Origin of the sequence: Stenotrophomonas sp. As-7, assembly GCF_030291015.1 — a bacterium.
Lineage (GTDB): Bacteria > Pseudomonadota > Gammaproteobacteria > Xanthomonadales > Xanthomonadaceae > Stenotrophomonas > Stenotrophomonas lactitubi.
In genome coordinates this window covers 4,453,670-4,466,942 of the sequence record NZ_CP127405.1, presented here as the reverse complement: position 1 = coordinate 4,466,942, position 13,273 = coordinate 4,453,670, and the positions used below count along the sequence as shown (strand labels likewise).

At 64.1% G+C, this 13,273-nt stretch carries 4 protein-coding genes; all 4 read left to right on the top strand.

Going from position 1 to position 13,273, the window contains the following annotated elements; genetic code table 11:
- The first annotated feature begins 14 nt into the window (after positions 1–14).
- Positions 15–3,374: a TIM-barrel domain-containing protein gene (locus tag QP457_RS20360; RefSeq protein WP_205404480.1), complete on the top strand. Its 3,360-nt coding sequence runs from the start codon at positions 15–17 to the stop codon at positions 3,372–3,374.
- Positions 3,375–3,506: 132 nt separating this feature from the next.
- On the top strand, positions 3,507–6,482 hold the full coding sequence (locus QP457_RS20355; protein ID WP_205404479.1) for a TonB-dependent receptor: 2,976 nt from the start codon (positions 3,507–3,509) through the stop codon (positions 6,480–6,482).
- A 64-nt stretch (positions 6,483–6,546) separates the two neighbouring features.
- Positions 6,547–7,902 carry a Gfo/Idh/MocA family oxidoreductase gene (locus QP457_RS20350; protein WP_205404478.1) on the top strand — a complete coding sequence of 452 codons (1,356 nt, stop codon included), beginning with the start codon at positions 6,547–6,549 and terminating at the stop codon, positions 7,900–7,902.
- A gap of 282 nt (positions 7,903–8,184) precedes the next feature.
- A complete protein-coding gene (locus tag QP457_RS20345) occupies positions 8,185–12,888 on the top strand; it encodes an RHS repeat-associated core domain-containing protein (protein WP_286040907.1) in 4,704 nt (1,567 codons plus the stop codon).
- Positions 12,889–13,273: the final 385 nt, after the last annotated feature.

The window sequence follows — 13,273 nt, the reverse complement described above, 5'->3', positions numbered from 1 at the left end:
GGTTGGGAGTCCGTGTGGAAATCTGCGTTCGTCGTTCGCCACTGCTGCTGGCCCTGTTGCCGGCATTGCTGTCGGCGTCCCTGTCGGCCCAGGCCGCACCGGTCGGCAACCTGCGCTCGGTCAGCGCCAGTGCCAGCGCCGACGGTGTAAGTGGCTGGGACCTGCAGACCGACAACGGCACGCGCATCCGCATCGAACTGCCGGCCACCGACATCATCCGCGTGCAGGCCGGCCGCAACGGCAAACTGACCGGCGCCGGCGACAAGGCCGCGCCCATCGTGCTGCCGCAGCCCAAGGCCAACGTGCAGGCGCAGCTGGAAGAAGACGCGCAGGAGATCCGCGTGCGTACCGCTGCACTCGTGCTGCATGTACAGCGGCAGCCGCTGCGCCTGCGCCTGGAGCGCCTGGACAACGGCAAGCCCACCGCGCTGTGGCAGGAACTGCAGCCGTTGGACCTGGATGCCGCGCAGAGCGTGCAGGTGTTGTCCTCGCAGGCCGATGAAGGCTATTACGGTGGTGGCCAGCAGAACGGCCGCTACCAGTTCAAGGGCCGCGAGCTGGAAGTCTCGTACTCGGGCGGCTGGGAAGAGGGCGATCGCCCGAGCCCGGCACCGATGCTGCTGAGCAGCCGTGGCTGGGGCATGCTGCGCAACACATGGAGTGACGGCAGCTACGACCTGCGTCAGAGCGACCAGGCCACCCTGCTGCATCGCGAAGACCGCTTTGATGCCTACTACTTCGTTGGCGCCGATCTGCCGAAGCTGATCGAGCGCTACACCCAGCTGACCGGCCGCCCGAACATGGTCGCGCGCTGGGCGCTGTCCTATGGCGATGCCGATTGCTACAACGACGGCGACAACAGCAAGAAGCCCGGTACCGTGCCCGAAGGATGGAGCGACGGCCCGACCGGCACCACCCCCGATGTGATCGACAGCGTGGCCAAGCAGTACCGCGCCAACGACATGCCCGGCGGCTGGATCCTGCCCAACGATGGCTACGGCTGCGGCTACAAGCAGTTGCCGGAAACCGTGAAGGGCCTGGCCGGATATGGCTTCCGCACCGGCCTGTGGACCGAGAACGGCGTCGACAAGATCGCCTGGGAAGTGGGCAAGGCCGGCAGCCGCGTGCAGAAACTGGACGTGGCCTGGACCGGCAAGGGCTACCAGTTCGCGATGGATGCCAACCGCCAGGCATTCAACGGCATCCTCGACAATTCCGATTCGCGCCCGTTCCTGTGGACGGTGATGGGCTGGGCCGGCATCCAGCGCTATGCCGTGGCCTGGACCGGCGACCAGAGCAGCAGCTGGGACTACATCCGCTGGCACGTGCCGACCCTGGTGGGTTCGGGCCTGTCCGGCATGGCCTACGCCAGTGGCGATGTGGACGCGATCTTCGGCGGCAGCGCCGAGACCTTCACCCGCGACCTGCAGTGGAAGGCATTCACTCCCGTGCTGATGGGCATGAGTGGCTGGTCGTCGAACGCCCGCAAGCACCCGTGGTGGTACGACGAGCCCTACCGCAGCATCAACCGCGATTACCTGAAGCTGAAGATGCGCCTGACCCCGTACATGTACGGGCTGGTGCACGAGGCCGCGCAGACCGGTGCACCGCCGGTGCGTGGCCTGATGTGGGACAACCCGCGCGATCCGCACGCGCAGGATGAAACCTACAAGTACCAGTTCCTGCTCGGCCGCGACCTGCTGGTCGCGCCGGTGTACCGCAGCCAGGCCGCCAGCCGTGGCTGGCGCCGCGACATCCACCTGCCGGCCGGCGGCTGGATCGACTACTGGGATGGCCGCCGCGTGCAGGCCGGCGCAGATGGTCGCCAGCTGGACCGCCAGGTGGACCTGGCCACGCTGCCGGTGTTCGTGCGTGCCGGTGCGATCCTGCCGATGTACCCGTCGATGCTGTTCGACGGTGAGAAGCCCTTGGATGAAGTGACCTTCGACCTGTACCCGCAGGGAGAGTCGCAGTACACGCTGTACGAAGACGATGGCAACACGCGCCGCTACCAGCAGGGTGAGTCGAGCACGCAGAAGATCACCGTGCAGGCGCCGGCGCAGGGCAGTGGCCCGGTGCAGGTGCAGATCGATGCGGTGCAGGGCCAGTACAACGGCCAGCTGGCGCAGCGCCGCTATGGCCTGCGCGTGCTCAGCCGGCAGGCGCCGCGCGCGGTGCAGGCCGCTGGCCGTACGCTGTCTGCGCTGGCCGATGCGACCGCGTTCAACAGCGCCAACGAGGGCTGGTACTTCGACGCCAAGGAGCGTCGCGGCACCGTGCATGTGCGCACTGCTGCGCAGGACATCCGCCAGCCGCTGCAGCTGCAGCTGGACTTCGCCGTCGCCGCAGCGGCCACTGACGATGCCTACCCGGCCGCACCGGTGCTGGGCCGCGAACTGCCGGCCGACAGCCTGCTGGTGGTCAACCGCCCGGCGGAAGAACCCGGCCATGCGCTGGAAAATGCCTTCGATGATGATCCGGCCACCTGGTTCCGCAGCGTGCGCAACCAGGCCGTGCGCACCGGCGCCCATGAGTGGGTGATCGGCTTCGGCGAACGGAAGATGATCGATGGCATCGACATCGCGCCGCGCAACGACAAGAACTGGAAGCACGGCCAGGTACGCGACTACGAGGTGTACCTGGGTGACAGCAATGGCGAGTGGGGCGGGCCCATCGCCCGCGGCCACCTGCAGCTGAAGGAAGGCGTGCAGCGCATCGACTTCCCGGCCCACGCCGGCCGCCTGCTGCGCTTCCGCGTGCTGAGCGTGCAGAACCCCGAAGGTGATGGCGCCAGCAGTACCGATCCGATGGTGACTGCCGCGCAGGGCAGTGCGCGTGCTTTCGATGCGCTGCAACCGCGCGACGTCGGCCCGATTGCCCTGTCCACCTTCCACATCCTCGAACACCAGGAACCGGAGCGACCGGCCCGGCAGCGCTATCTCTCCGAGCTGCCGGTGCCGGCCGCGCTGGCCAGCCAGGTGCGCGCCGACAAGGCGTTCACGGGTGACGCCGGCATGCGCATGAACGGCCTGCAGTTCCGCCGGGGCCTCGGCGTAGCCGCCAGCAGCCGCATCGACCTGCGCCTGCAGGGGGGTTGGCGCCTGCTGCGTGCCGACCTCGGCATCGACGACGCCTGTCGGACTGCCGGCGGCCTGCAGTTCCAGGTCTGGGGTGACAACCACCTGCTGTACGACAGCGGCCTGGTGAAGGCGCCCGGTGTGGTCAAGCCGGAGCTGGATATCCGTGGCCTTTCCACCCTGAGCCTGCGCACGCTGGGTGCGCAGGGCAGCCAACCCGCCCAGGTCTGCGCCAACTGGGCCAACGCCGTGCTGATCGGCCAGGAGGGCGACTCCGCCAGCATCGTCGCCCCATGACCGCCACGTAACACCGCTCCTCCCCCGCCCATTCCGACTACGGCTTCACCACGACTGTGGGGGCCGTGGCCCGGGAGCGTTTTGCCCGCCGATCCACCATTCGCGCCGCACCCCTGCCAGGAGAGAACCCCGATGTTGCCCGCCCGCCACCACCGCCCCCCCTGTCGCTCGATCGCACCGCTGTCGCTGGCCATTGCCGGCGTGCTGCTGTCGGTCACCGTTCCTGCCTTCGCCCAGGAGAGCAAGGACAAGGCCACCGACCTGGCCCGCATCGAGGTCACCGGTTCCAACATCCGCCGCACCGACGTTGAAACCGCCTCGCCGGTGCAGGTGATCAGCAAGCAGGACATCCAGAACATGGGTGCGCGCACGCTGCTGCAGGTGCTCGACAACCTGCCGGCCGCACGGCCAGCGCAGCAGGATTCGCGCTCGCTGTTCACCGGCTCGGACGGCGCATCGCAGGCCAACCTGCGCGGCCTCGGCGCACAGGGCACGCTGGTGCTGTTGAATGGCCGTCGCCTGTCGTACTACGGCGCGCCGGCGGGCTTCCAGACCCAGTTCGTCAACATCGATGCGATTCCCGCCGCCGCCATCGAACGCATGGAAGTGCTGACCGACGGCGCCTCGGCCGTGTACGGCACCGACGCAGTGGCCGGCGTGATCAACGTGATCACCAAGCGCAACTTCCAGGGCGCGGAGATCAGCTTCACCAATGACACCTCCTCGCGCATCGATTCCTACGGCGAGCGCCAGGCCAGCATCACCGCCGGCTTCGGTGACCTCACCGAGAACCGCTTCAACATCTACGGCGCGGTGAACATGTACCGCCGCGACGCGATCCCGCTGGCCGACTTCTATGACAAGCGCCCGGACCAGTACTACGTCAACAATCCCAACTACCTGAACAACCTGCGCCTGGGCGTGGGCAGCAAGCCGGGTGAGTTCAACCCGGGCAGCTATTTCGCGTTCGATCCGGTGACCGGCCGCCGCGTGCAGGAAGCCGCGCCGGGCTGCAAGAACGTGCTGACCAGTGAAGCGGCCGGCCCGCGTTGCGTCTGGGAAACCTGGATGAACAACGAGATCGACGCCGGCGCCAAATCCGAGCGCAACACCGCTTACCTCAACGGCACCTTCCTGGTGGGCGACAGCACCGAGATCTTCGCCGAGGCCACCTATACCGATATCGACCTGCGTGCCAACGGCGGTACGCCGCGCAGCTACGGCACCACCACCGGCAACCCGACCAGCTGGTTCTCGCGCGATACCGGCAACAACGTCAACCAGTTCCTGTATCCGTTCCTGGGCCCGAACAACGAGTACAACCACGCCAGTCCCCAGCTGAAGGCCATGATGGGTGGCGTGGTCGGCCTGCAGTACCTGCTGCAGGACGCGGGCGCCAACTACTTCGGCCAGCGCAACACCGACAAGAGCTACCGCGTGCTGACCGGCGCGCGTGGCAACGTCGGTGACTGGAACTGGGAAACCGCGTTCGCCACTGCCGGCACGCACTCGACCACTTACCAGACGATCAACGTCAACGTGAAGGGCTTCGAGAAGGCCTTCGGCCCGTACAGCATCGACCCGGGCACGGGCCGGGTGATCATTTCCGATCATCCGGCGTACAAGTTCGGTGAGATCAGCGAGGCCAACGGCGCACTGATCCGCGAAGCGTTCCCGACCTTCGACATCCAGTCGTGGACGCGCCTGCATACCCTGGACGGCAAGATCGAAGGCCCGCTGTTCAAGCTGCCGGCCGGTGACATGCGCGCCGCGTTCGGCTTCAACGCCAGCCGCGAAACCTTCTACACCCCCGGCAACGCCGACGCGGCGGCCGGCCTGATCACCCAGCAGGGTGGCTCGTGGTTCGATGGCGCGCGCAACACCTATGCGCTGTTCGCCGAAACGGTGGCGCCGATCACCGAGAAGCTGGAGCTGGATGCCGCCGTGCGCGTGGACAAGTACCCGAACTTCAGCGCCAACGTCGCGCCGAAGATCGGTTTCAAGTACCAGGCTTTCGACCAGCTGATGCTGCGCGGCACCTATTCCACCGGCTTCCGCGCCCCCAGCCTGGCCGAGTCCGGCAACGGCGGCGTGTACGCGCAGCTGGGCGGCTACCGTGATGAACTGCGCTGCGCCGAGACCAACGCCATCGCCAACCTGCTGCTGAAATCGCAGCGCGGCGGTGATGTCGACCTGGGCAAGAGCCTGCTCAATGTGGATTGCAGCCGCACCGTGGCGCGCATGACCCAGCCGAACCAGAACCTGAAGCCGGAGAAGGCGAAGATCGCCACGCTGGGCTTCGTCTACGAGCCGGCCAGCTGGCTGTCGGTGTCGGCCGACTACTGGTTCATCTACCGCGACAACGAAATCGTGGCCCCGGACTACCGCCGCGCTGAAGACATCATCTCCTCGTCGCGCTCGCCGATCACCGACAGCGACCGCGCCAACCTGGCGCAGCTGGCGGCGATGTGCGCCGACCCGGCCAGCGGCGTCAGCTGCCCGGGAACGCTGCCGGGCTACTCGGCCGGCAACGTGGCCAGCGTGGTGGGCCAGTACAAGAACCGCGGCAAGACCCTGATCGATGGCTTCGACATCGACGCGCGCAGCCGTTTCTCGCTGGGTGAATGGGGCGGGCTGAACATCGGCCTGGCCGCGACCATCGCCAACCGCAACCGCTTCTACATGGACGAACAGAACGGCTGGTTCTACGGCGACGTGGTGGGCTACTACAACAACCCACGCCTGCGCGCGACGCTGAATGCCGACTGGACCTACAAGCAGGTCACCACCAGCATGTTCGTCAACTACGTGGGTGGCACCAAGTGGGCCACCGACCAGGTCGACGAAGTGAGCAACAACAAGGAAACCTGCACCGGCGGCTACCTGGCACTGCAGAAGAGCAAGTGCGATGGTGCACCGTCGTGGTGGACGGCCAACATGAGCGTCACCTGGCGCCCGGACGATGCCTGGAACCTGAGTTTCACCGTCAAGAACCTGTTCAACCGCCTGCCGTTCTACGATCCGAACAGCTTCCTGGGTGACTCCAGTGACTACGCCACCATCTTCGGTCGTGGTTACAGTGTGACCATCGGCTACCGGTTCAAGTAATTCCGTTTGCGTGACCAGGCGCGCCGGCCAAGGCTGGCGCGCCTTCAAGAGGAGAGTGTTTGCCATGAAGCGTAGGGAATTCATCGCGGCCAGCGCCGCTGTCGCCGCCAGCAGCCTGCTGCCGCAGACCCCGGCATGGGCACGTGGCCGCAAGGTGCGCCTGGCCGTGATTGGCACCGGCATGCGTGGCCTGGTGCTGCTGAAGGAACTGGTGCGTCGCGACGACGTGGAAGTCGTTGCCCTGTGCGATATCGAGCCAATCATGCTCGGTCGCGCGGTCGAGATGGTCAGCAAGGCGGGCAAGCCTGCGCCGAAGACCTACGGCCAGGACCGCGACATCAACGCGTGGAAGCGCCTGCTGGAGCAGAAGGGCGTCGACGGCGTGATCATCGCCACGCCGTGGGAATACCACGCACCGATGGCGATTGCCGCGATGCAGGCCGGCGTGGCCGTGGGCTGTGAGGTTGTGGCGGGCATCACCCTGCAGGACCACTGGGATGTGCTGAAGACCCAGCTGAGCACCGGCACCCCGTACATGCTGCTGGAAAACGTCTGCTACCGCCGCGACGTGATGGCCGCCCTGCAGATGGTGCGCCAAGGCCTGTTCGGCGAGCTGGTACACCTGCAGGCCGGCTACCAGCACGACCTGCGCGGGGTGAAGTTCAACTCCGGCGACCCGAACCAGCCCTACGACAGCGGCGTGGAATTCGGCCCCAAGGGCTGGAGCGAAGCACGCTGGCGCACCGAGCATTCGGTGGAGCGTAATGGCGAGCTGTACCCCAGCCACGGTATCGGCCCGTGCGCGATGTATACCGGCATCAACCGCGGCAACCGCTTCACCCACATCAATGCGTTCGCCACCAAGGCACGCGGCCTGCACGAATACACCGTGGCCAAGAGTGGTGGCACTACCCACCCGAGCACCAAGGTGAAGTTCAAGCTGGGCGACATCGTCACCACCACGCTGGCCTGCGAGAACGGCGAGACCATCCTGCTGCAGCACGACACCTCGCTGCCGCGACCGTATTCGATGGGCTTCCGCGTGCAGGGCACCAAGGGCCTGTGGATGGACGTGAACCATTCGATCCACATCGAAGGCCGCAGCCCGCCGCACCAGTGGGAAGAGTTCAAGACGTACCAGGACCAGTACGAACATCCGCTGTGGAAGCAGAATGCCGACACTGCTGCGAGTGCAGGTCACGGTGGCATGGACTGGTTCGTGATCCATGCGTTCGTGGAAGCGCTGAAGGCCAAGGCGCCGATGCCGATCGATATTTACGACGCGGTGACGTGGAGTGCGATTACCCCGTTGAGCGAGCAGTCCATCGCCAACAGCTTCCAGACGCTGGAGTTCCCGGATTTCACGGCGGGGCTGTGGCAGAAGCGCAAGCCGATTTTCGCGTTTGACGGAAAATATTGAGGCTTACACCCTTCCACGCTGTGACGGAAACGCCGGGCATTGCCCGGCGTTTTTGTTTCTGCCGCCCGTTATCGGTGGCTGGCGACTATCAGAAAACTCTGAAATTCAACCGGTTCCACAGTTTCTGACTTGAATACGTAACCCACATCGGAGATAACGTCCCCATGCGGCCACGCCGCAATCCGGAACAGGGACGATCCGAAGCAGGGCGGGAAAGGGCAATGGCTGCCCGAGCGCCTTCGTTCCTCCCGGTGCGGTAACCGCCCAGGAAGGAGAACAGGGATGTTGAAACGATTGAAGGATCTTTCGCGCGCAGCGCTGGCGATGGCCGCGCTGGGGTGCATGGGGACTACTGCGGTGCAGGCGCAGGAGGTGAAGAAGCGGTGGGATAGCTATCTGTCGATGGGCCAGCCGCGTGCCACCGAGGCCGCCGTCCAGAACGACATCAAGTCATTCTTCGCCCACTACGAGGACGACAAACCCTTTGCCTGGGAGGTAAAGCGACAGCATGTCCAGGCAAACAAGGTCGTATATGACTATCGGGCAAAGCCCGAGGCGATTGTCAGCACTGACTGGGTCTACAAGTTCTCCGGCCAGGAATACACGTCCGAGGACGGTACTCGTCTTGCCATCCTTGCCAAGCTTGCGAGCGATCCGGAGTGTCCGGCAACCACGCTGGTCGAGGACGAGTGGACCGATATTCCCAGTCTTGGCCATGGCGACGATGGAAGCGTCACGCACGAGGAAAAGAAATTCCACTATACGATCAATGACTTCTTCGCCGGCACGCAGACGTGCAGCGCGAGGCAGGGTTGGCAAACTGCCTTCCGCGACCGAACGGCAGTGTGCCCGAATCGGTCCGGCATGCTATGGAACGACGCCATCCAGATGTGCTCGCTGATCCAGCAGGACGAGTCAGCGATGGCTCCGATGCTTTCATACACAAGTACACCATTGCCACCTCAAGAGTGCCCGGTTGGCAATCCCTGTGATCCGACTACTGGCGATAAATCCCAGCCGGAGCTCGATTTCGATTTTGGATGGGTAAGCTTTCGTCGCCACTACCATTCCCTTACCAGTACCGCCGGAGGGGCCTTGGGTACGGGGTGGACGCACTCACACAACCTGCGCCTTACAGCGGCTGTGGACAACTCCACCTTCCCTCCAAGTTCGGAGTTGAAAGTAGGCCTGATCGAAGGAGGTGGCGGGCAGATCGCATTCCAGAAGGTGGGGGGCCAGTACGAGGCCATGGATGGAAGGGGGGATCGCGCGGCACCGCAGGGCAGTGGCTGGCTGCTGTCGCGTGCGCAGGAACGCATCCTGTTCAACGCGGATGGACTGATGCAGCGACGCGATTTCGAGGATGGAACGTGGTTGGTCTATGCGCGCGACGCTCGTGGCCGGCTGCTCAGCATCACCCATTCCACCGGCCGTCGTTTGGATATCCAGTACGCTGCGCCTGGCGACGATGCACTGATTTCGACGATTTCGGTGGCCGGTCAGGTCGTGGCGGCGTACGGGTATTCCGCGACAGGCGAACTGACCACAGTCACCTATGTCGACGGTGGGTTAAGGACCTATCACTACGAAGATGCCCGCTTCCCCGGATACCTGACAGGCGTTACCGCCGAGGATAGCCGTCGCTACAGCTGGTATGGCTACGACGCCAAGGGGCGGGTGACCTATAGCCGCCATTCGGGTGACTGCACACAAGCGGATGTCGGCATTGATGGGGTACGGCTGGATTACACGACTGCCGGCCCGGTCATCGTCACCGATGCACTCGGCAAGCAGAGCACGTACGCGCTTACCGCGAGTGGCAGCAGTGGTCTGCCACGCAAGGTCAACGGCATCACCGACAGCAACGGCACCGCTGGTCGTACCTACCTCCCAGAGGGCACGGACTTCCGCCGTCGCCTGCAGTCCTCCACCGACAGACGCGGCGTGGTTACCCAGTACGCCTACGCCGAGGCCAGCGACCCAACCGCCGGTGCGGTGACCGTGACAACCACCACCGAAGCGGCTGGAACACCCCAGCAGCGCGTCAGTGAGATGCGTGTCGCGCTCGACAGCAATCGCTTGGTGCAGCAGACCGTCGGCAACCAGGAGACCCGCATCACCCGTAACGCGCGCCTGCAGCCGACCAGCGTCACCGTGCGGGATACCACGACCAACCAGACCCGCGTGACCACGCAGAACTACTGCGAGGCCGAAGGTCCAGACTGCCCACAGGTGGGCCTGCTGCGAAGCATCGACGGTCCCCGCACGGACGTTACCGATACCGTGACCTATGCCTGGTACACCGCCGATGATGCGGGATGTGCGACCAACGGTGCCTGCGCGTTCCGCAAGGGTGATCTTCGCAGCATCACCAGTGCATTGGGCCATACCGTTGAAACACTCGCTTACGATGCCTTCGGGCGCCCGCTGTCGGTGCGTGATGCCAATGGCGTGGTGACCGACTACACCTATCATCCGCGTGGCTGGCCGACGTCGATCACCGTGCGTGGCGCCACTACTGCCGAAGACCGAAGCACCCAACTGAGCTATTGGCCCACCGGCCACGTGCAGCAGGTCACCGAGCCCGACGGCAGCAGCGTCACCTATGTCTACGACGCGGCCCAGCGGCTGACGGACATTGCCGACAGTGCCGGCAACACCATTCACTACACCCTGGACAACGCCGGCAACCGTCTGCAGGAGAATACGGTCGATGCAGGGGGCACGCTGCGCCGCACACTGGCGCGTGTCTACAACACGCTCGGGCAGCTGACCACGCTCAAGGATGCCGGCAACAACGCCACCGGCTTTGCGTACGACGCCAATGGCAATCCGCAGTCGGTCACCGATGCCCTGCAGCGGGTGACGAGCCAGCAGTACGATCCGCTGAACCGCCTGGCGCAGACCCTGCAGGACGTGGGCGGTGTCGCTGCGGAGATCCGCTCCAGCTACAACGCGCTCGATCAGGTCATCCAGGTGACCGACCCGAAGGGACTGCACACCACGTACGCCTACAATGGTTTTGGTGATCTGACCGGGCAGGTCAGCCCGGACAGCGGGAGTGCTACTTTCACTGTTGATACTGCTGGCAATCGCAAGACCCGCACCGACGCGCGGGGCGTGACTGCCACCTACAGCTACGACGCGCTCAATCGGCTGGCCGGTATCGCCTATCCGGACCCCAACCTCGACGTGGGCTATCACTACGACACCGCACCAGCGGTATGTGCCAGCGACGAGCGCTTCGCCAAGGGGCGCCTGGGTCAGGTGCTGCACGCCAATGGCAGCACCGTGTACTGCCATGACCGCTTCGGCCAGGTCACCCGCAAGGTGCAGACGATCAATGGCGTGGCCAGCACACTGCGCTATGCGTACAGTAAATCTGGTCGCCTGACCGCATTGACCTACCCGGACGGAAGTGTGGCGGACTACGCACGCGACGCCCTGGGTCGTATCAGCCAGATTGGGCTGACTCGCCCGGGACAGGCCCGGCAGGTGGTGGTCAACAACGTGACCTATGCAGCCTTCGGGCCGGCGACCGGCTGGACCTACGGCAATGGGCGCCAACTGCAGCGCCCACTGGATCTGGACTACCGGCCGCAGGCGGTGCATGACCCCGCGGCAGGCGGTCTGTCACTGGGCTACGGCTACGATCCCGTTGGTTCGATCACCGAGCTGAAGAACGGCGCAGGTTCCGAGGTGCTGGCCAAATACGCCTACGACACACTCGGCCGCCTGATCCAGACCCAGGATGGCGCCACGGGTACGCCGATTGAAACCTACGGCTACGACGCCACCGGCAACCGCACGTCGCTGACCACGTCGGCCGGGACCGCAAGCTATACCTATCCGGCTGACAGCCATCGCCTGATTGCCGTGGATGGTCAGGCACGCAACCCGGATGCCGCTGGCAATACCACCAGCATTGGCAGCAAGACGTTTGCCTACAACGACGCCAACCGCATGAATGCGGTGAAGCAGGGCTCTGCTGTGGTGGAGAGTTACGGCTACAACCATCGCGGTGAGCGCGTGCTGCGCGCGCCGGCCAGTGGCGATGCGCAGGTCACGGTCTATGACGAAGCCGGGCAGTGGGTTGGCAACTATTCGGCGACCGGGCAGGCGCAGCAGCAGGCGATCTGGCTGGACAACTACCCGGTGGCGTTGATCCAGACACCAGCCACGGGCGTGCCGGAGCTGGCGTACATCCAGCCCGATCACCTGGGTACGCCGCGTGTGGTGATCGACCCCGTGCGCGATGTCGCGATCTGGGAGTGGAGCAACAAGAGTGAGGTGTTTGGCGATCAGGCACCGGCCAATGATCCCGATGGGGATGGCGTGATGTTTGATCTGGCGCTGCGCTTCCCGGGGCAGCAGGCGACGGATGCGAGTGGCTTGTTCTACAACTACCAGCGGGAGTACGACCCGGAGGTGGGGCGGTACTCGCAGAGTGATCCGATTGGGTTGGAGGGGGGTATATCTGCGTACGCTTATGTGAACAGTGCGCCAACCTTGGCCACAGATCCGCTGGGGCTGCGGAAGAGTCTGGCAATTCTATCCGCTTCCGAGCAAGGAGGTATCCCACTGTTTGGTGACAATCCGTTCGGCCACATTGCTCTTGCAACCGAGTCGGGTCTATATAGCTACGGAACATCGCACGCTTATGGTTCGTCGGTTGGTGAATATATCCAGTCCCAGCTGACAAATAGAAGCGTAGAAATTGTGGAGTTCGAAACTTCCGCTGCGCAGGAAGCACTTATGGAGAGCGTCATGAAGTCGCAAAACTCCAAGAATTACAACGTGAAATCACACAACTGTGCAACCGCGGTCGCAGATTCGTTAATTTCGATCGATGCCATAAAGAATAGATCAATCCTTCCTGGTCGTGTTTTCCAGGATGCATATCTTATGGAAGGTGCAAAGTACTACTTCATACCAAAAGGTGGTGTCATTCCACCTGCGATTCTGGGAGGGGGTGATGGAAGGTAATGGGCGAGAACAGGATTTTCGCGGGCGTTATCTAGGTGTCGAGAACATCCTCATGCGATCTATTTTTCTCGCATTCGGCTGTGCGTTCGCTCTCAGTGGATGCAAGGGTGACCGTTTAGGGGAGCTGCAGCTAAAGCCCATTTATGCGGATCTGAGCAGTTCGTACTACGGTGGGATGTGCGAAGGTGAAGCGGGCCCAGGCATGAGCGCTGAGAGTGTTCGTGCGGTGCGCATTGGTACGGTAGCTGGTGATTGCGCAGTGCTCTACTTGGATGGAGTAGATAGGGCTGGTGAACTCCTGATCTATGGAGCGAAGACTGGAGACCACCCCGAATGTTCCGACTTGGTACGGAAGCTCGAGGTCGGACGGGCAAGTGCTGCCGTT

Excerpts from the sequence above, each read along its gene's own strand:
- QP457_RS20345 (WP_286040907.1), top strand. The coding sequence starts at position 8,185 with ATGTTGAAACGATTGAAGGATCTTTCGCGCGCAGCGCTGGCGATGGCC.
- QP457_RS20350 (WP_205404478.1), top strand. The coding sequence starts at position 6,547 with ATGAAGCGTAGGGAATTCATCGCGGCCAGCGCCGCTGTCGCCGCCAGC.
- QP457_RS20355 (WP_205404479.1), top strand. The coding sequence starts at position 3,507 with ATGTTGCCCGCCCGCCACCACCGCCCCCCCTGTCGCTCGATCGCACCG.